The following is a 19,951-nucleotide window of genomic DNA, read 5'->3' on the forward strand; positions in this document are numbered from 1 at the left end:
TGCGCTAAGCGTTGCAAGTGCCCGGGACTGTTGGAGATTCCGAGGAGAGACACCATGACTCGCCCGTTTTCGAGCTCGGCGCTCGTCGCCGCCCTGGTCGCGATGAGTCCGATGGGAGCCCTGGCTGGCTCCGTCTATCTCAACGGTGTGCTGATTGACGGCGTCACGAACCAACGGTTCGAGAAGGCCACCGTCCGCATCGACGAGGCTGGCAATGTCCACATCGAGGCCGCGGGCTACCGCGTCTCGACCGTGAACACACAGCCCCCCGCGCAGGCCCCCATCGCCCCGGCGAAGCCCGCCGCGCCCGAGTCCACCGCACCCGCCACGGCTCCGGCGACGCCTCCCTCGAGTCCGGGCGCGGCGTCGAGCGCCACTCCGCCCGCGGCCTCCACGCCGCCCGTCGCGGCGCAGCCTCGGCCGGACCGCATCACCCAGCGCTACTGGCTGGTGACGGAGCAGACGGTGCCGGGGATGACGGACTACGACATCGACGTGTACGTGAACTCCCGGTGGCTCCGGAAGCTGCGGGGCAACGACGACCAGGTGGTCACCGACATCACCAAGCACCTGCAGCCCGGCGGCAACCAGGTGATGCTGATGGCCCGGAAAATCGTCGGTGGGCAGAAGCGCAGCGATTCGCCCAAGCACGTGTTCCGGGTCATCATCGGGGAAGGGAACGAGGGCGGTGGGAACGTGATGATCGACAACCCCCTCATCCGCTTCCAGACGACGGCGGCGGAGTCGAAGGACGTCACGCAGGAGTACACCCTCACCACGCGCTGACGGGGCAGAGGGTCACGGAGAAGACACGTCGTGTTCAACCTGGACGAGCGCTACCGCGGCCTTCCCGCGACGCGTGAGCAGATCCTCGCGCTGCACACCTCCCTCAATGCGCCGCATGTGGCCATCCCTGGGAAGCAGGCGGGGCCCTCGCAGGCGTTCGTGGTGGGGCTGCGCGGAGGGCAGGGGGCGGCCGTCTTCGTGTACCTCTACCTGGCCGAGGCCGAGGACTGCGCCGTGTACCTGTCCGGCCGCCGCAACATGACGGCGGATGAGTACCGCGACGACGAGAGCGAGGCGCTGGCCTTCGTCGAGTCGCTCGGCTTCATGATGGACGACGCCAACTGGCGGGCCCAGCCCGCGGAGCAGCAGGACGAGCTGCTCAAGACGTTGCCCGTCTTCTTCAAGGACCCGAAGCAGGTGCCCGCGGTGAAGGCTCGCGCGGAAGAGAAGAAGAACGTCACCACCACGTTGGGCCGTTTCCTCGCGGCCTTCTGAGTCCGTCCCCCCATCCCTTTTCCTCGTCGAGAATCATCCCCATGCTCCGGCTTGCCTCCGCGTCCTGTTCCCTCGCGCTCCTCCTGGCGCTCTCCGGCTGTGCCCATGTCCCTTCGGAGAAGGAGCGCCGTCTCGCGGAGATTCATTACGACCTGGCCATCACCGCCCAGCAGGACGGGCACATCCAGGACGCGGTTCGCGAGCTGGGCGTCGCGCTGAAGAACGACCCGGACTACCCCGAGGCCAACAACGCGATGGGCGTGCTGATGCACCTGGTCTTCCAGCGGCACAACGAGGCGGCCGAGCACTACCAGCGCGCGCTGAAGGTCCGGCCCAACTTCTCGGAGGCCCGCACCAACCTGGCCAACGTGCACCTGGACCAGGGGAACTACGACGAGGCCATCAAGCTCTACGAGCTGGTCCTCAACGACATGACCTACCTGACGCCCTACATCGCGCAGGGCAACCTGGGCTGGGCGCTCTACAAGAAGGGGGAGACGGAGCGCGGGGTGGGCAGCCTGAAGGCGGCGGTGACGACGAACCCGGGCTTCTGCATGGGTTACCGCAACCTGGGCATCATCTTCGACGAGACGGGCCGCACCGAGGACTCGTGCCGGCAGCTCACCCGCTTCCGGGAGACGTGCCCCGAGGTGGCCGAGGCGTACATGCGCGAAGGCGTGTGTCTGGCCAAGCTGGGCCAGGCGGATGCCGCCAAGCAGTCCTTCGCGGTGTGCGAGACGAAGGCCAAGCCCGCCGAGCAGGGAATCAAGGACGACTGCCGAAGGCTGCTCGAAAAGCTCTAGTCTGCTATCTGGGCGCACCGTGGACCACGTCGACTTCGGCAAGTACCTCAGCCAGCAGCGGGAGCTGCGCGGCCTGTCTCTCGAGGATGTCGCTCGGGAGACCAAGATTCCGCCGACGCTCATCGCCGCGCTGGAGGCGGGGCAGGTGGAGCGGTTGCCCTCGCGCATCTTCGTGGTGAACTACATCAAGGCCTATGCCCAGGTCATCGGCCTGGCCCCCGAGGAGGCCGTCCTCCGCTACGAGGAGGTGGACCGCTCGGTGCCCGCCCCGTCGCCCGCGCAGCTCGAGACGGAGCGGCGCAAGCGGGCCTATGTCGGGCTGTCCGTCCTCCTGGTGGCCTTGGCGTTGGGCGTGTACTTGTTCCTCGTGCTGAGCGGGAAGCTTCCCTCTCCGCTCGCGCGTTGAATGACGCCATGGAGCGCTACGACGACGATGCGCTCGTGCTGTCCACCGTGGACTACGGCGAGTCGGACCGGCTCGTCACGCTGCTGACGCGCGAGCATGGGAAGCTGACGGCCTTCGCCGCGGGGGCTCGCAAGAGCAAGCGTCGCTTCGCGGGCGCGCTGGAGCCGTTCATGCGGCTTCGCGTGCACCTCGTCGAGACGCGGGGCTCCACCGTGCGGCTGGACTCCACGGACATCGTCGCGGGCTACTACGCCGCGCGGCAGGACCTGTCGCTCATCGCCCGGGCCTTGTACGCCGTGGAGCTCTGCCGCGAGCTGACGCGAGACCATGAGCCGCAGTCGGAGCTCTTCGTCCTGCTCGAGGGCTACCTGACCCGACTGGACGCGAAGGAGGCGGGGCCCACGTCGCTGCTGGCCTTCGAGCTGTCGGCCCTGGCCCACGCGGGCTTGATGCCGCGCTTCGATGCGTGCGCGCTGTGTGGTTCGCCGCCAGGAGAGCGCCCCCGGTTCGACCAGGCCCATGGTGGCGCGGTGTGTGAGCCGTGCAGCCTGCGTGCGCGAGAGGCGGTGCCGGTTCCCGTGGCACTCCTGTCCGGGCTGCGCGCCCTCCAGGAAGGGGCGCGTACGCCGCTCCCCGCCGACCTGCGCGCGCGGGCACGGAGCCTGCTCAACGTCTTCATCGCCCACCACCTGGGCCGCCGCCTCAAGAGCGTGGACTTCATGGCCCAGGTGGGCCTGGACTGACGAAGCGGCGCGCCTGACGCCGCGCTGGGAGCGATCGTGAGCGACGGACTGCCGTCACCGCTGGACGTGGTGTGTTTCGGTGAGACGTTGGTGGACTTCCTCCCCTCGGAGCAGGGCCTGCGTGTGCGAGACGTCCCCGCGTGGCAGCCATGCCCTGGGGGTTCGCCGGCCAACGTCTCGGTGGGGCTGGCCCGATTGGGGATGCGGTCCGCGATGCTGGGCGTGGTGGGCGCGGACGAGTTCGGCCACTTCCTCCGCGAGCGGCTCGCGAAGGAGGGCGTGGATGTGAGCCACCTGCGCCAGACGGCGGACGCGCGCACGGGGCTGGTGTTCATCTCCCTGGACGCGCGTGGGGAGCGCAGCTTCACGTTCTTCCGCACCCGCTCGGCGGAGTTCCTCCTCTCCAACGCCGATGTGGACCCAGGCTTCCTGCACCGCGCGAAGGCGGTGCATTGCGGCTCCAACTCCCTCCAGCGCGACGAGGCTCAAGCGGCCACGGTGGCGATGCTGGGCCTCGCGCGCGAAGCGGACCGCATCGTGAGCTGCGACCCCAACCTGCGGCTCCATGCCTGGGAAGACCCGACGCAGCTCGAGGGGTTGCTCGCGCGGATGTTGCCGCTGTGCACCGTCGTGAAGCTGTCCGAGGAGGAGATTGGCTTCGTGACAGGAACCGAGTCCCCCGAAGAGGCGCTGACGAAGCTGTCCGCCATGGGGGTGCGCCTGCCCGTGGTGACCTTGGGGGCGCGAGGGGCGCTGTTCCTCTGGCGCGGCGAGAGGATTCATGTCCCGGCGCCTCAGGTGCGCGTGGTGGACACCACGGGGGCAGGTGATGGCTTTGTCGCGGGCCTCCTGCATGGACTCGTGAGCTGGTACGGCGGCGCGCGAGCGCTCGAGAGCGCGACGCGGGAGGAGCTCGTGGCGTTGACGACCTTCGCGTGCCACGTGGGCTCTCGTGTCGTGGAGAAGCCCGGCGCCGTGGAGGGCTTGCCTCGCGCCGACGAGCTGCGCGCGGTGTGGCCCGACCGGGCGGCTCGCTGAGTCGCACCGCGGCCCGGGGTCGTCCCTACTGGGGTGTGACACGCGCGAGGAACCAGGTGCGCGAGCTCGTCCCTGTCACGGGCCCCGAGCCGAAGTCGACGGTTCCGACGAGAGGTCCACCGAGGACCGCATCGTGTCGGCCCGCGCTGACGACTCGATACGCGGTCTGACGGGAGAGGTCTCCAAAGGCCCGGCTCCATCGAGTCTTCCCTCGGCGTCCCAGCTTCACCACGAAGATGTCGTCGAGGCCCGCGCTCGTCAGAGGGCCCGTGCCGAAGTCGATGGTCCCCGTGAAGGAGCCCGTCACCACCGATTCCCCATCGGGGTCCAGGCGCATGTCTTGACCCCAGTCGGGGCCAGGACCTCCGAATCGCCGACTCCAGCGATGCGTTCCCTCGGGGTCCAACGAAACGACAAACACATCCATGTCCAGGCTGATGAGGGGGCCGCCGCCCAGGTCCAGCGTGCCGAAGAAGGCTCCCGCTCCGAAGAGATTTCCCTCCCGGTCCACTGCCAGCCGCCATCCGGTCTGTTGGTGGGCGGGACCCACGTCCTTCGCCCAGAGGGGCTGGCCGTGTCGGTCGAACTTCAAGACATAGGCGTTGAAGCCCGGAGTGGAGAGCCACGGCTGTCCATGAATGCTGAGCGTGTCCGTGTAGGAGTCGCTGATGAAGAGGTTGCCTTCAGCGTCAGAGGCGAGCCTGACGGTGTTGCCCATTCCTGTCTCGTAGACGTGATGCCAGACCGTCCCGCCCGTGTTTCGGGACAACCTCGCGACGAAATGGTTCACCGTGCCCTTCACGGGAATCGGCCCATCACCGAAGTCGATGATGCGGTCGAAATAGCCACTGACGAAGACGTCCCCATCGGGTGCTAGCGCGAGTGTCCCTGTTTGTTGTTGTCCCTGGTCACCGAAGCAGCGGCTCCAGAGGTGGTGCCCCCGCACGTCGAGCTTCGCGACGAAGGCCCGCGGGCTCCCAGGCTCGCCAGGACAGGGCAGGGGGCCACCGCCGAAGTCGAGCTCGCCCCAGAAGTCACCCGTGATGAGCGTGTTGCCTCGCGCGTCGATGACAACACCACTGACCTGTTGGTAGTGGGCGTCGCCAAATCGGCGATGCCAGATTTGTTGTCCCTGGGGATTGAATCGCGCGACGTCGATGTCTGAGTTGTTGCTGGAGACCAACACCAGATGTCCATCAGGCTGGGTCGCGAGCTCTCCCACGCTCAAGGTGTCCAGCACGGTCGTCCATCGTCGCGCCGTGGCATCCGATGAGGTCCCCTGTTCCTGAAGGCCGTCGGTCGCTCGCGGGGCTGTCTCCGGCTCGTACGGGGCCTCACATGCGGCTGCCCACAGGGACAATCCCATCACGGATGCCATTCTGATGTGTCTGTTCATGCGGGCAGGCTAGTGAGTGATTTCCGCCCGCGGCAAGGTCACCTCGCGGCAAGCGTTCGGGTGTGAGCGACGTGCGTGGACCGCGCCGTGAGCTTCTCCGAGCGCCTTCCTGGCGAGGTCGCTGGCTCCATCGCGCGGAGGGGGCTCGTCCTGGCGGAGCCACAATGAAAAGATGGGCGGCCCATGGCCTTGTCCTCTCCGCATGCCTCGCCCGAGGAGGCCGCGTCCCCCCCGGCGCCGACTCCGGCCTCGCTGACGCTGCTGAGCATCCCCGGCGACTCCGCCGAGGCCACGGACTCCTACTGGCTCACGCACGTCTATCAAGCCGACCGCCTGCCTCAGTTCACCCTCCGCTCCGTGCTGCTGGGCGCTGGCATCGGCGTCGTCACCTGCGCGACCAACCTCTACGTGGGACTGAAGACGGGGCTCGCGTTTGGTGTCGCCATCACCGCCGCGCTGCTCGCTCATGCGTCGCATGGACTCTTGCGGCGTCTGTCGCCCGGGCTCGCGGGCTCACCCTTGTCCACGCTGGAGACCTGCAACGCGCAGGCGGTGGCTTCGGCGGCCGGCTATGCCACGGGAGGCGCGCTCGTCTCCGTGCAAGGCGCCTGGCTCATCGTCACCGGGCAACATCCCTCGGGCCCGACGTTGCTCGCGTGGACGTTCTTCCTGTCCGCGCTGGGCGTCCTCTTCGCCGTGCCGTTCAAGCGACGGCTCGTGGACCACGAGCAGCTCCCGTTCGCCTCGGGCACCGCCGCGGCGACCACCATTCGCGCACTGCACTCGACGGGCTCGGAGGCCCGTCCGCGTCTGCGCATGCTGGGGTGGGGCGGGCTGGTATCGGGACTCATCACCCTGGTTCGTGATGGGCTCGCCCGACTCCCCACGTCGATTCCATTCCCAGGCACCTGGGGCGGATTTCCCCTGGAGCGATTGGGATTCGCGCTGGAGTCGAGCCTCCTCCCCGTGGGCGCGGGCGTCTTGCTGGGGCCTCGCACCACGACGTCGCTGATGCTCGGGGCGCTGCTCGTTCATGGGCTCGTGGCTCCGCACATCCTCGGCTCCGGGCTGGTCTCCGCGGAGTCGGGTTCCTTCCTCGAGTGGAGCTTGTGGCCAGGGGCCGCGGCGCTCGCCACGGCGTCGCTGCTCCAGTTCGTGCTCGATGGCCACATCCTTCGTCGCGCGTTGAGCGGCTTGTTCTCACGCGCGAAAGTCCCACCGCATCCCGTCGATGCGCTTCAGGTGCCACGTGGGTGGCTCCTCGTGGGTCTGCTGGTCCTCGTGCCCGCGACCCTCGCGGTCGCACACGTGAGCTTCGGTGTCCCGCTCGCGCATGCCGTGCTCGCCATCGCGTTGTCCTTCGTGTTGTGTCTCATCTCCTGCCGCGTCACGGGCGAGACGGATGCGACGCCCGTGGGCGCGCTCAGCCAGGTGACGCAGCTCACGTATGGCGTGCTGTTGCCGCATCAGGTCCACGCGAACCTCGCCACCGCGGGCATCACCGTCAACGCGGCCTCATCGTCCGCGGACCTCCTCACCGACCTGAAGACCGGCCATCTCCTCGGCGCGCATCCGCGCCGCTTGTTCCTGGCGCAGCTGCTGGGCTCGGCGGTGGGGGCTCTCGCGGTGGTGCCGCTGTTCTTCCTGCTCGTGCCGGACCGCGAAGCCCTGGGCGGTGAGCGCTTTCCCGCACCGGCCGCCTTCATCACCGCGAGCGTGGCGCGAGTGCTGTCCTCGGGCCTGGACACCCTGGCGCCGGCGACTCGCGCCGCCATCGGGTGGGCCGCACTGTGCGCGGCCATCCTCGTACTCACCGAGCGAGTCGTTCCCGCTCGTGCGCGCCGCTGGGTTCCCTCGCCCCTGGGGATGGGGCTGGCGTGTCTGCTGCCACCTTCTTACGCACTGGGACTCTTCCTCGGGGGCTGTCTGTCCGGCGTGGCGGGATACGTGAAATCCACGACGCTGGAAGGCCGTTTGGTGACGCTCGCGGCGGGCGCCATTGCTGGCGAGGGATTGGTGGGCGTCGCCATCGTGCTGTCACAGGCGCTCTGGTAGCCTGCACGTCCCTCGATGCGTTGTCCGAACTGTCACCGCCGCCTTCCCCTGGGCGCGGCCTGTCCCGTCCACGGGACGCGAGCACTTGGTTCCGCCTCCCCCGAGGCGCTGCCACTCGCGGACGTTCCTGGAGTGCGCGGCGCCGCGCTCCTGGGCAGTGGAGGTTTCTCTCAAGTCTTCACCGCGTATCGCGACTCGGATGGTCGCGAGGTCGCCCTCAAGCTGGGACGCGATGCGCACCACGAGCGCTTCGCCCGCGAGGCCACCGCGCTGCGCCGTGTCGGAGCTCCCACCGTGCCGGAGTTGTTCGAGCACGGCGTCGCTCGAGGCCGGCCCTTCCTGGTGATGGAGCACCTGCACGGACAAACACTCGCGACCTGGATGGCCGCGCTGCCGGGGACGGGTGCAGCGTCGTTGCCGCGTGTGCGCGAGATGCTCCGAGGCTTGTGCTCCGCGCTGGAGCGCACGCATTCGGTGGGAGTCGCCCACCGCGACCTCAAGCCGGAGAATGTCTTCCTGCGCGAGGGCGGCACGCTCAGCCTCCTCGACCTGGGGCTCGCGCGATTCCTGGACGGCGAGGGTGATGGGCCGACGGACGACGTCCCTCCCGGCATGACGCCCGCGGGGCAGCGGCTGGGGACGCCGCTCTACATGTCTCCGGAGCAGTGTCTCGACGCGCGCCTCGCGAGCACGTCCGCCGACATCTACTCGCTGGGTGTCCTGCTCTTCGAACTGCTCACGGGCGCGCCGCCGTTCGTCGGTAGTTCGGAGCAGATCCGCCACGCGCACGTCAGCCTGAGACCGCCGCGTGTCTCCGAGCGCGCGGAGGTTCCTCCCGCGCTGGATGAGGTCCTGAGGACCTGCCTCGCGAAGTCGCCTCAGGAGCGCTATGCCCACGCGGCCGACGTGCTCGTCGCGTTCGATGCGGCCTGTCTCGGTGCGACGCCGACCGGTGTCGTCCCGCAGGGTGAGCACTCCGCATCGCTTCCGCCTTCGATGGGCTCGGGGCCACGACAGGTGGCGCTGCTCGGGCTGAATGCACCGCTGACGGTGGACGCGGTGCTGGCCGCCATCGAGCCACGCGGAGGCATCCTCGCGCGCGTGAAGCCGGGCGGCTATGTCATCGCGTTCGCCGAGTCGCTCACCGCCGAGGCGAACGTGCGCGCCGCCGCGCTCACCGCCCGCAGGCTGGTCGACAACGGTGCGGGCGCGGCGGTGCTCCACCTCGCGGAGCTGCATGTCCATGCGGGGACGTCCACGCTGCGCCTGGCGGGGGCGGCCCTGGATGCGTCGTCGGACTGGTGGCCCACCGAGTGGGTTCCAGGTGAGACGCGCGTCACCGACGACGCCGCCGCGAGACTGAGCCCCAGCGACACCGAGGCCGTGGCGCACGATGCGAACACGTCCGTCGAGTCCTCCGCTTCTTCCGGACGCCTGCGACTGCTCGACAGTGGTGCCTCCAGCTCCGTGTCGGAGCCTCCTCCGCTCATGGGGCGCGAGGCCTTGCTGGACCAGCTGGAGCACGATGCCACGCGCTGTCTCGCGCAGGGTGTGTCCGGGTTCGCTGTCCTCACGGGCGATGTGGGGCTGGGGAAGTCTCGGGTCCTCGAAGCACTGGCCACGCGGCTGGAAGCGACGGGGCGCGCGCAGGTCTTCCGTCTGCGTGCGGCGGCTCCAGACGTGGGGGCTCCCGAGGCCTTGCTGGAGGCGCTGCGGGCCTCCATCGCGGAAGGGGCATCACCACTTCCCGAGATACCGCGCACTCGCTCCGTGCCTCTCGCGGACGCGCGACATGCCGCGGCCCGCTGGCTCGCGGAGGCCCTGCGAATCCGGGCGCGTGAGACGCCTCGGGTCTTGTTGCTGGATGACGCGCACCTTGCCGACCCGACGAGCCTCGACGCGCTGGAGGTGGCCACGCTCGCGGGGGCGTCGTCTCCGTTGTGGGTCTGCGTGGTGGCTCGGCCCGCGTTGCTGGGACTTCGGCCTCATCTGGGGGAGCGCAGCGCGCATCCGTCCCGGCATGTCCTTCCGCCGCTGTCTCCCGAGGCGAGCCGCACGGTGCTCCTGCACCTGCTGCGTCCCGCGGAGCACATCCCCGAGCCCGTGCTCGCGCGTCTGGAGCAACTCGCCCAAGGCGTGCCCTTGTCCCTGGTCGAGCTTGGGGTGGCGCTGAGGACCGCTGGCGCACTGCGCGCCGCACCCGGTGGGGGCTGGTACATCGCACCCGACGCGCTGCTGGACGTGTCGGTGACACCGCTCTTCCAGCGGCTCGCGACCCGTCTGCTCGCGGGACTGCCCGAGGCTCACGGGGTCCTCGCGCGCTTGTGCGCGGTGCTGGGCACGGAGCTGGACGTCTCGCGCGTCGACGCGGCGCTGCGTCACCTGTCTCCCCGTGAAGAGCTCGTGGGAGTGGTCACCTCGCTCGACGCGGGGGCGGGGCTGCAACGCCTGGCTCGCGCGGGGCTGCTGCGCCCCATGGGCCTGGGCCGCTTCTCGTTCCGCCATCCGCTGCTGCGAGAGGCGCTCGAGGCGCTGCTTCCTCCCGCCGCCCGCCGAGCCCTGCATGCCGCCGCGCGGATGGCCACTCCCGGAGATGCGCCCGGAGAGCGTCGACGTCGCGCGCACCATGCCGCGGCCTGCGGTGCCCATGAGGAGGCCGCCAATGCCTTCCTCACCCTGGCCGAGGAGTCTCGCCGCGCTCACTTGTCCGTGGAAGCGGAGCAGCACTATACGCGCGCGCTCGCGCTGCTCGCGGAAGAGGACCTGGAGCGGCGCTCGCTCGCGTTGGCGGGGCGGGGCAGGGTGCGCCATCGCCTCCAGCGGTTCGAAGAGGGACTCGGTGACCTGGCCTCCGCGCGTGCTCTCGCCGAGAGCCGGGGTGACAAGTCGTTGATCGTCGACCTGTTGCTGGAAGAGGCCACCGCGCGCGACTGGATGGAGGACACGGTCGGCTCCACGGCTTGTGCACGCGAGGCGCTGGAGCGAATCGAACAGCTCGACGACCCTCGCTTGTCCCTGCGGTGCTCCCTGGCTCGAGGCCGCTTGCACGTGCGCCAGGGCGAGTGGGGCGCCGCGGCGCGGGTCCTCGACTCCGTCGTCGAAGGCGCGGAGCGCGCGCGGGAGCACGAGACGCTCGTGGTGTCACTGGCGATGCTGGGCTCGGCGCTCACGTTCCTTCAGCGCACGGAGGAGGCGGCCACGCGCTTCGACGAGGCACTGGTCCGCTGCGAGGCCGCGGGGGATGCGCTGCACCTGGCCGCGGCCCTCATCAACCGCGTGCTGCTGTGGCTGGGGCAGGGCGACGTGGTGCGCATGGAAGCGGACCTGCGCCGCGCGATGGCGCTGGGCCGAGAGCTGGGACACGCCCAGGTGGAGCGCTGGTCCACCTTCAACCTGGCGGAGGTGCTCTACATGCAAGGGCGTCTCGAGGAGGCCCTCCCCCTGGCCCGGCGCGCTCATGAGCTGGGCGTGCGCTTCTTCCTCGAACATCCCGTGCCCGTGGACGCGCTCCTGCTCGCACGCATCGGCGCCGCCTTGGGCGACATGGACGAGGCCTCACGCCAGCTGCGGTGGATTGAGTCCCACTGTCCTCCCGATTCCCTGCCGCCCACCGCCGTCATGCGGCGCCTGGTGGAGCTCCAGGTGCGCGAGTCCAAGGCCGGAACCCAAGCGCGTGAAGGTGAGGCCTGGCGGGCCCTGGAGGAGGACTCTCGAGAGCTGGCCTCTCCCGATGAGAAGGCGGAGCTGCTCCTGCAAGCGGCTCGCTCCGCCTTCGCGGCCGGTGCTCAGGCGGAGGGCCTCGCGTGGCTCGTCGAGGCTGAGAGCGCCGTGTCGGCCGCGCCCTTGTGGCGGCCTCGGCTGGACGCGCTGCGGCACGGCGCTCCACGCACGTAGCGTTCCGCGCTACAATTACAACCGAGTGTGACCTGATCGGTCACTGCAGCCGACCTCCTGGATTGTTCCTCGGGATGGCCTTGCGCTCGCGAGGCCGCTGGCCTGAGGCGTGCTTCCAGAAGACGCATTTCCCCACTTTCGTGCATTTACTGGAGGAGCGTCCATGGGTGTTACTGTCCGTCGCCCCCCGTCGTGGGTTGTGTCGTTGCTGTTGTGGGCCCTGGCGGGATGTGGAGGGGAGGTCGCGTCGACTCAGTCCCCAGAGGCCGAGGTCGGGGAGAGTCGTTCGGGGATTCGCATCGCCAACTCGCTGTCCACGGATGCGCTCGTCCTCAACGCCATTGGCACCAATGGCACGGCGACGACGCTGCTGGCGACGTCGAGCCTGGACTCCCTCTTCGATGGCACCGCGTTCGGCGGTCATCCGCACCTCAACCGGCAGCTGCATGACCCGGACGCGCGGAAGTTCATGGAGTACCTGGTGAGCTGCGCGCTGGGGCCCAACCAGCTGCTCGCGTACTTCGACCCGACGGCTTCTTCCGGAGGGCCTCGCATCTGGGGCGGCAAGGCGGGCCTGTGCACGAAGTGGCTGACGTCGCCGCCTTCGCAGGAGTGCCTCAATCGCGTCTCCGCGTGCCTCCTCGCGCGCAACAACGCGCTGGGCCGCCGCGTGGAGCTGTCCATCCGCGGTGAGGTCCCGGGCGCCCCGAGCATCTTCTACCTGGAGCCGGTGACTCGGCCCGCGGAGTACGAGCCGAGCACGGCGCAGAAGCTGGCCAGCTTCGAGCCCTGCGCGCTGGGCGAGTCGGGCGCGCAGCGGAACTGTGGCTGGACCGCCGATGGCATCGGCCGGTGTACGCCCGGCGCGACGGTCTGGGCGGGAGCAGGAGGGGCTGTCGCGTGTCCGGGCGCATCGCTGGGCGCGAGCGCGGGAAGCCGGATGGTGCTGCGCGCGTGCTCGGGTGTCGTGGGCTGCAACACGGGCGCCGACACGCTCCTGGGGGAGGGAGATGGGAGCTGCTCCGGGACGGACCCGGTGATGTCCTTCACGTGCCCCATGCAGGGGTACTACAGCGTGATGACGGCGCCGTGGGACAGCAACGACTCCGGCGTGGCGAGCGTGGCCACGACGTCGACGGCGACCCAGGCGTATGCGCTGTCGGAGGCGCAGGTCTACGGCATGCGCGAGGGCGCGTTCTACGGCAACATCTTCGACCGGAAGGCCCTGGCCACCGAGGTCTCCGTGGAAGAGGTGCGCTACGGTGATCAGCTCAAGTACGTCGTCGTCGGGGACCAGGTGGAGATCCAGGGCGCCATCTACCGCAAGATGTACTCCTGCTACGACCCGTCCTGGGTGAGCGGCTCCGCCTACTCAACCCACCGCGTCTGCGCGTTGCCGGACTCCGGTGCCAACTGCGCGGCCACGGTCACCGGCCCCTGCTGGGGGACGGCCACGAACCCGCAAGCGGGCAAGTGCGAGGTGAACGATGGGACGATGGTGTTGGGGGATGGTGACTACGAGCGGTGCCGGGACAACCTGAGCCGCCTGTGGCTGGAGCCGGTGACGACGTTCCTCCATGAGTCGTGTGGCGCGGTCGAGGGAGCGGACGTGCCCAAGCTCTGCGAGCGCAATCGAAGGGTGCGAGGGAAATACTGACCCATGACCCCCGGAGGCGTGGAGTCGCTCTATGGCGAGGAGCTGCGGCCCGGAGCACTCGTGGGCCGCTGGGTGGTGGAGCGTGTCCACTACCGAGGCTTGCTCTCCACGCTCTACCGGGCTCGGGAGGTGAGCGGAGGCTCGCTCGCGGCGCTGAAGGTGTTGCCGTCCGTGGCCTCCGGTTCCGACACCTCGCTGCGCCGCTTCCGTCGTGAGGCGGCCACCCTCCAGCGCTTGATTCATCCGCACATCGTCGGGGTGCTCGACTACGGCGAGCTTCCCGACGGTCGGCCCTTCATCGCGATGGAGTGGCTGGAGGGCAGGGACCTGGCGGCGGAGCTGGCCGCGCGAGGTCCGCTGGCCTCACGTGAAGCCTTGGAGGTCCTGGAGCAGGTGGGCGCCGCGCTGCGGGTCGCTCATGTCGCGGGCGTCGTTCATCGCGACCTCAAGGTCCAGAACGTGATGAAGCTGTCCGGCAGCGGCGAGACGCTGCTCGTGAAGCTGGTCGACTTCGGCGTGGCGAAAGGGCTCACGCCCGATGCACCGGGCTCCTCTTCGCTGACTCACACCGGCGTGGCCCTGGGCACGCCGCTGTCCATGGCACCCGAGCAGATTCGCGGCGAGGTGCCGGACGCTCGCACCGACCTGTACGCGCTCGGCGTGCTCCTGTTCCAGCTCGTCACCGGACAGCCGCCGTTCCAGGGCGCGACGCGCCATGAGGTGGAGGAGCAGCATCTGCATGCACCACCGCCTCGCCCCGCGGAGCGGGCTCCCGTGCCGGCGGCGCTGGATGACGTGGTGCTGCGGTGTCTCGCCAAGAAGCGCGAGGACCGCTACCCGGACGTGGCCGCGTTCCTGGAGGACCTGCGCCGCGCGGTGGGCGGAGCACGGCCTCGCGAGCTGGTGGGCCATGCCGTGGCGCTCTACGCGGAGGCCCGGCTGTCGCGCGCCCCAGATGCGGACCTGCTGGAGCGCATGGACTCGCTGCTGGAGCGCACGGGGGCACTTGTCCGCGACGCGGGGCTGGAGGTGCGATTGGAGGGGAGCGGCTGTCTCATGGCCTTGGCTCCCCTTCCCGACGACGTCGTCTCCGAGCGCGCCGTGCGTCAACGGGTGCTGGCCGCGGCCCTGGACTTGCTCGAAGGCACGCGCGCTTCCGATGCGGCCGTGGAGCTGGCCATCACCGTCCACGTGGACACGCACTCGTCCTCGGAGGGACGGGCGGGCGGCGGCAGCTTGATGCACCTGCCGGGCTGGGTGGCGGACGCGCAGGGCGCGGGTCTGGTCGCCACCGAGTCGGCGCTGCGAGACCTGGAGTCAGGCTTCCTCGCCGCGCCGCTGCCCGGAGGCGGGGCCATCTGGTCCCGCATCACCGGGCGGCGGTGACCCTCACGGCTTGATGCCGTGCCTGCGCAAGAGCCGGTAGAGGTGGACCCGGTCCACGCCCGCGGTGACCGCGGCCTGGGCCACCTTGCCCTGGTGCTTCTCCAGGAGGGCGCGCAGGTAGCGGCGCTCGAAGTCATCCACCGAGCGGCGGCGCTGGTCCGCGTACGGGAGGCTGGGGTCGACCTCCATCGGATTGCCGGAGCGCGCTTCCTCCTCGGTGAGCTCCACGGCCTCCTCGAAGACGAGGCAGCGCTCCAGGTAGTTGCGCAGCTCGCGGACGTTGCCGGGCCAGGCCGCGTACCGCAGGCGCGCGAGGAAGTCCGGCGTGCGCAGGGACGCCGTGCGGTCCAGGTCCGCGCCGAGCGAGCCGAGGATTCCGTCCACCAGCAGGGGCAGGTCCTCCGGCCGCTGACGCAGCGGGGGCAGGGCGATGCGCAGCACGGCGAGCCGGAAGAAGAGGTCCGAGCGGAAGCGTCCCGCGTTCACCTCCGCGCGCAGGTCGCGGTGCGTGGCCGCCATCAGCCGCACGTCCACGGGCTGGTACGTGTTGCTGCCGACGCGGCGAATCTCGCGGTTCTCCAGCACGCGCAGGAGCTTGGGCTGGAGCTCCGCGGGCAGCTCGCCAATCTCGTCGAGGAAGACGGTGCCGCCGATGGCCTCCTCGAAGACGCCCGCGCGCCGCTGGACGGCGCCGGTGAAGGCGCCCTTCTCGTGGCCGAACAGCTCGCTCTCCAGCAGGTGCGCGGGGATGGCGCCGCAGTCCACCACCAGGAAGGGGCCGTCCTTGCGCCGCCCCGCATCGTGGATGGCCTGCGCGGCCTGGCTCTTCCCGGTGCCGGTTTCACCCTCCAGCAGCACCGTGACGTCGCGCGACGCGGCGCGCTCCATCATCGCGAAGCACACGCGCATGGCGACCGAGGCGCCCACGAGAGACCCGAAGCGCGTGCTCTCGGAGACGGGCAGCCGGTTGTTCTCCGCGCTGAAGTCGAAGCGCAGCACCACGCGCCCCAGCCGCAGCAGCGAGCCGCTGCGCAGCACGCCCTCCATCACCTGCACGCCATCCAGGATGACGCCGTTGAGGCTGTCCAGGTCCCGCACCTGAGGGCCTCGGGGGCCGATGCGGACCTCGCAGTGGAAGCGCGACACGGTGGGGTCATCCACCGCGAAGTCGTTGAGCGGGTGCGAGCCGACCGAGCACGTGTCCGCCGTGGACTCCCACGTGCTGCCCGACTGCGTGCCCTCCACCACCGTCAGGCGGAAGCGGCGCACCGTCGAGGCGTCGTACACGCGGCGCCCCTGCTCGTACGGCAACGTCACGTGGAGCGCTTCGTCCCCAGGCTCCCGGGCCTCGAGCTTCCAGAGCGAATCGGGTTTCGCGTCGGGAGTGGGAGGGGTTGAGCGGGCCCGGTCGGATGCAGACATGAGCGCGAAGATACCATGACCGCGCGGTGCCGACTTTCGGTCATCCAGCCGCGGGGGATGGGCGTGTCCTCGAAACGCCCGCGCGGAAGCCCGGCACGGTGAAGACCGTCCGGGCCCCGCGTCCCCCCGCTCCGCCCCCCACGCCCCCCTCGCGACACGGAGCTCACGGTCGTGGTGGGTTGCTCCCGACCGTGTGGCGACCCCGACACCTTGCAGCGGGTGTGCCCGTGCTCCCGCACGCGTGAGCGCGGCGGGCCAGGCTGCGGGAAGCGTGGCGTGGGGCGCTACAGCCCCGGCGCGATTGTGGCGCAGCGGGCTACAGCCCTGCCCCGGTCCGCGCGTCGATGACCGTCATCGACGGGGTCGATTGGGCGCGTGGGCCCCCGGTCGCTACGAACGGAGCGCCGCATCCCCACCCTCGGGGATGCCCAGCAACAGGAGCACCATGTTCAAGCACATCATCCAGGCCCTGGTCATCGCGAGTGTGGGCTGGAGCAGCACCGTGGCCGCGGCTCCCCCGGAGAAGTCCGCGAGCACCCCGGGCCTGTCGACCCCCGAGTCCATCCAGGCGTGGAAGAAGCAGCATCGCAACTGGGGCCGGTGGGGCGCGGAGGACCAGCTCGGCGCGGCGAACCTCATCTCCCCCGCCAAGCGCAGGGAGGCCGCGAAGCTCGTGCGGGAAGGGGTGTCCGTCTCGCTGGCGCACACGCTGGAGACCCACAAGGCCCCGGATGTGCCGTCGCCGCTGGTGCACGAGATGATTGAGCACGGCGAGGCCCCGACCTCGACCTACGCGGCGGACCGGTTGGACCTGGGCTACCACGGCTGGTCTCACACGCACCTGGATGCGCTCTGCCACGTCTTCGATGAAGGCAAGACGTACAACGGCCATGCGCAAGGCAAGGTGGACTCGAAGGGCTGCTCGGTGCTGTCGGTCCATGCGATGCGCGACGGGCTGGTGACGCGCGGGGTGTTCATCGACATGGCCGCGTTCAAGGGGCTGCCCTACCTGGAGCCGGGGACGCCCATCCATGCCTCGGACCTGGAGGCCTGGGAGCGCAAGACGAAGGTGAAGGTGACGAGCGGGGACGCGGTCATCGTGCGCACGGGGCGATGGGCCCGCCGCGCGGCCGTCGGACCTTGGGATGTCTCCGCCCACTCACCGGGCCTGCATGCCTCCAGCGTGGAGTGGTTCGCCGCGCGCGGAGTGGCTGTCGTCGCGACCGACGTGGGGCTGGATGTGATGCCCTCGGGCGTGGAGGCGTATGTGATGCCGGTCCACCTGCTGCTCATCAGCTCGCTGGGCGTCCACGTCATCGACAACGCGGACTTGGAGGCCCTGGCGAAGGCCTCGGCGGCGCGAGGCCGCTACGACTTCCTCTTGAGCGTGGCGCCCTTGGCCGTGGAGGGCGGGACGGGCTCCCCGGTGAATCCCATCGCGACCTTCTGACGGGAGCGCTTGCGGAGGGGCGGGGTCCGGGCCGCCAGGCGCGTGAAGCCTCCGAGCTCCACGCTCTGTGTGGCGGCTCGGAACATGGCCTCGAGAAACCAGCGGTGGCCCGGGTCGGCGTCGCGCGAGGCATGCCAGCGCATCGCGATGGAGTCCGCCGGCAGCTCGAGCGGTGGAGGGCTGTGGCTCAAGCCGAAGGCCCTCGCCGTGGCCAGCGCCGAGCGACGCGGGAGCAGCCCGAGAAGCCGTGAGCCGAGCAGCAGGTGCGGCACGCTGAGCGAGTGGGCGGTGTGGACGGCCACCCGGCGGCGCAGTCGGAGCTTCGCCAGCGCATCATCCACGGCGTCGCTCGAATCCGCGCGCCGCGACACGCGCACGTGGGGGATGGCGAGGAAGTCCTCCAGCGACAAGGGCGTGTCCACCTCGACGGCCTGCGGGTCGAAGAGGACGAGATATCCCGCGCTGCAGAACAGCCGCGTCTTGTGGTGCGGTCCCTGGTCCTGGGGCGGGCCCACGATGAGGTCCAGCGAGCCGTCATCCAACATGGCGGGGCCCATGGCCTCCTGAAGCGGGGAGAGCGACAAGGTGACGCCCGGGGCTTCGCGCGCGGCGAGCGCGAGGAAGGGCGGCATCAGGGAGGACTCCAGCCCGTCGGAGAGGCTCACGCGGAAGTGCCGCTCCTGCGTCGAGGGGTCGAACGGGCGCTGGGTGAGCACGCCTTGGAGGCACTCGAGCGCCGTGCGCACGGGCTCCGCGAGGGTCAGGGCGTGAGGCGTGGGGACGATGCCCGCGGGGGCGCGGGTGAAGAGCTCGTCGCCCAGCAGCTCGCGCAAGCGCGCCAGGTGGTGGCTCATCGCGGGCTGACCCAGGCCGACGCGGCGAGCGGCCCGGGTGACGTGGCGCTCGCGCATCAGGGCATCGAAGGCCACGAGCAGGTTGAGGTCCAGGCGGGAAAGGTGGGCGTGGTCGATGGGGAGCATGGCTTCGACGCCTCCGGTCCGGAGGGATAACGTGAAGCCCGCTCGGATGCCCGCGAGACGTGGAGGCTAGAACGCCAGGTTGAGCTGCAGCGTGATGAGCTGCGTGGTGCCGGACTCGGTGGCGATGGGGACGGACGCGGCCTCCGCGCCGGCGGCCTCCTGTTGGTGGGCGAGCTGGTAGCGCAGCTTGAAGGCGAGGTGGGGCGCGTTGACGAACCAGCCCAGCTGAGCCTCCACGATGTAGAGCAGGTCGTCCGGCAGGTCGGTGCTGGGGTTGAGGTAGCTCAGCCGCACGCCCGCATCGAGGACCTTCTTGTAGAAGCAGTAGTCCGCCTGGAGCCACGCGCCGAAGCTCGTGTAGTTGGCGCCGGTGCCCGGTGGGTCGATGCGGCTGAGGTACGCCTCACCGAAGAGGTTGAACCTGCGCGCCTGGACGAAGAGGTCCACGCTCCCGGTGGCGAAGCGGCGCCGTCCTTCGCGGAGGATCTGGAAGATGCCCGCCTCCGGGTTGAAGTTCTCCTTCACCTGGTTGACCTCGCCGCCCGCGCCCTGGAGCGTGAAGGACACGTTGAGCGGTGGCGGCTCCTTGTCCCCGGACATGATGTACGGCAGCTCGCCGTAGCCGGGTTTGCCCATGGGCGAAATGGTGGCCCGGGCGTTGAGCTGGTACTTGCCGGCCTCGGAGGTGACGGTCCGCAGCGGTGAGCCGCTGTAGATGCCGACGTAGTACTCCAGGTGGTCCGTCGTCCCGAAGAGCGTCACGCCCTTGTCGCGGCCCGTCCAATAGTAGTTGGCGATGGCGGCGAACTCGGGGAAGAGGATCTGCTGCGGTCCCCAGGACTCATGGCGGCTGAGCGGTGTGTACTGCTGGCCCGCGCGCACGCCGAACGCGTCGATGGGCTGGATCTCCACCAGCGAGTCGAGCAGGTACAGCGGCGGGTCCGCCAGCTCCAGCGAGGTCCAGAAGCGGATCCACGGCCGGTAGATGTTGCCGCGGAGGATGGGACGCAGGAACGAGAAGGCGGTGCGCGACTCGGCCTTCCCGTCGAGGAAGACGGGCTCGAGCTTGTAGCCAGCCTGGAGTCCGATGGCGAGCAGGTAGTTCCCGTCCTCCGACTGGACGTGGAACCCGTTCTTCTCGTCGAAGCCACCCACGAGCGTGGGCTTGTCGTCGCCCTTGTCCTTGTCCTTGGAGTCCTCGTCCTCCGCGCGGCCCTCGGCCGGCATGAGAAGCCCGCTGCTCACAGCGGCGAAGATCGCCGCGACCCGCATCCAGCGCATACCCTGTCCCTTGAACGAGCTCAGGCCCGCACGAGAGGACTCGTACGGGCCCGAGCGGCACTCTGGGCATGCGACGAAGGCGCGCCACTCTCAGGTCGCGCAGGCTATCCGCGAGCGGACGACCGTGGGTTTCCCGCGCCCACGGCTGGACAGCGGCCT

Annotated in this window: 15 protein-coding genes; 11 read left to right on the forward strand and 4 right to left on the reverse strand. The window is 69.9% G+C overall.

The genetic code is table 11. The annotated features are described in order from the left end of the window. Positions 1 to 54: 54 nt before the first annotated feature. The 6 genes from MYSTI_RS17535 to MYSTI_RS17560 are packed head-to-tail and all read left to right on the forward strand — an operon-like array spanning position 55 to position 4,271. Complete coding sequence (locus tag MYSTI_RS17535) at positions 55 to 786, forward strand: hypothetical protein (protein WP_015349110.1); 732 nt, start codon at positions 55 to 57, stop codon at positions 784 to 786. Positions 787 to 816: 30 nt separating this feature from the next. Beyond that, positions 817 to 1,281 carry a hypothetical protein gene (locus MYSTI_RS17540; RefSeq protein WP_015349111.1) on the forward strand — a complete coding sequence of 155 codons (465 nt, stop codon included), beginning with the start codon at positions 817 to 819 and terminating at the stop codon, positions 1,279 to 1,281. Positions 1,282 to 1,322: 41 nt separating this feature from the next. Next, complete coding sequence (gene tgl / locus MYSTI_RS17545; protein WP_015349112.1) at positions 1,323 to 2,084, forward strand: social motility TPR repeat lipoprotein Tgl; 762 nt, start codon at positions 1,323 to 1,325, stop codon at positions 2,082 to 2,084. A 19-nt stretch (positions 2,085 to 2,103) separates the two neighbouring features. After that, positions 2,104 to 2,490 carry a helix-turn-helix domain-containing protein gene (locus MYSTI_RS17550; RefSeq protein ID WP_015349113.1) on the forward strand — a complete coding sequence of 129 codons (387 nt, stop codon included), beginning with the start codon at positions 2,104 to 2,106 and terminating at the stop codon, positions 2,488 to 2,490. A gap of 8 nt (positions 2,491 to 2,498) precedes the next feature. Then, entirely contained in the window at positions 2,499 to 3,233 is a 735-nt protein-coding gene (recO, locus tag MYSTI_RS17555; protein ID WP_015349114.1) for a DNA repair protein RecO, read from the forward strand. A 36-nt stretch (positions 3,234 to 3,269) separates the two neighbouring features. Then, the gene (locus MYSTI_RS17560) at positions 3,270 to 4,271 is read left to right on the forward strand and encodes a carbohydrate kinase family protein (protein WP_015349115.1); all 1,002 of its coding nucleotides are present in this window, start codon (positions 3,270 to 3,272) and stop codon (positions 4,269 to 4,271) included. 25 nt (positions 4,272 to 4,296) lie between these two features. On the opposite strand, the gene MYSTI_RS17565 is transcribed toward MYSTI_RS17560, so the two are convergent. Further along, a complete protein-coding gene (locus tag MYSTI_RS17565) occupies positions 4,297 to 5,511 on the reverse strand; it encodes an NHL repeat-containing protein (protein ID WP_015349116.1) in 1,215 nt (404 codons plus the stop codon). Between the two features lie 339 nt (positions 5,512 to 5,850). Between MYSTI_RS17565 and MYSTI_RS17570 the strand changes: the two genes are divergently transcribed. The 4 genes from MYSTI_RS17570 (at position 5,851) to MYSTI_RS17585 (ending at position 14,659) form a co-directional block, all read left to right on the forward strand. Continuing rightward, positions 5,851 to 7,722, forward strand: a complete 1,872-nt coding sequence (locus tag MYSTI_RS17570) for an OPT family oligopeptide transporter (RefSeq protein ID WP_015349117.1) — start codon at positions 5,851 to 5,853, stop codon at positions 7,720 to 7,722. Between the two features lie 15 nt (positions 7,723 to 7,737). Then, positions 7,738 to 11,616, forward strand: coding sequence for a protein kinase domain-containing protein (locus MYSTI_RS17575; protein WP_044280834.1), 3,879 nt, complete (start codon positions 7,738 to 7,740; stop codon positions 11,614 to 11,616). Between the two features lie 163 nt (positions 11,617 to 11,779). Continuing rightward, a complete protein-coding gene (locus MYSTI_RS17580) occupies positions 11,780 to 13,273 on the forward strand; it encodes a hypothetical protein (protein WP_015349119.1) in 1,494 nt (497 codons plus the stop codon). 3 nt (positions 13,274 to 13,276) lie between these two features. After that, positions 13,277 to 14,659 carry a serine/threonine-protein kinase gene (locus MYSTI_RS17585; RefSeq protein ID WP_015349120.1) on the forward strand — a complete coding sequence of 461 codons (1,383 nt, stop codon included), beginning with the start codon at positions 13,277 to 13,279 and terminating at the stop codon, positions 14,657 to 14,659. 3 nt (positions 14,660 to 14,662) lie between these two features. Here MYSTI_RS17585 and MYSTI_RS17590 read toward each other — a convergent pair whose 3' ends face one another. Then, complete coding sequence (locus tag MYSTI_RS17590) at positions 14,663 to 16,081, reverse strand: sigma 54-interacting transcriptional regulator (RefSeq protein WP_015349121.1); 1,419 nt, start codon at positions 16,079 to 16,081, stop codon at positions 14,663 to 14,665. A gap of 445 nt (positions 16,082 to 16,526) precedes the next feature. On the opposite strand from MYSTI_RS17590, the gene MYSTI_RS17595 reads away from it, so the two are divergent. Continuing rightward, the gene (locus MYSTI_RS17595) at positions 16,527 to 17,531 is read left to right on the forward strand and encodes a cyclase family protein (RefSeq protein WP_015349122.1); all 1,005 of its coding nucleotides are present in this window, start codon (positions 16,527 to 16,529) and stop codon (positions 17,529 to 17,531) included. On the opposite strand, the gene MYSTI_RS17600 is transcribed toward MYSTI_RS17595, so the two are convergent. Next, positions 17,450 to 18,511 carry a LysR family transcriptional regulator gene (locus tag MYSTI_RS17600; protein WP_015349123.1) on the reverse strand — a complete coding sequence of 354 codons (1,062 nt, stop codon included), beginning with the start codon at positions 18,509 to 18,511 and terminating at the stop codon, positions 17,450 to 17,452. The genes MYSTI_RS17595 and MYSTI_RS17600 overlap by 82 nt on opposite strands. Positions 18,512 to 18,577: 66 nt before the next feature. Then, positions 18,578 to 19,738 (reverse strand): porin, encoded by a 1,161-nt coding sequence (locus MYSTI_RS17605; protein WP_015349124.1) that lies wholly within the window; start codon positions 19,736 to 19,738, stop codon positions 18,578 to 18,580. Positions 19,739 to 19,951 lie beyond the last annotated feature (213 nt).

Source organism: Myxococcus stipitatus DSM 14675 (assembly GCF_000331735.1).
Lineage (GTDB): Bacteria > Myxococcota > Myxococcia > Myxococcales > Myxococcaceae > Myxococcus > Myxococcus stipitatus.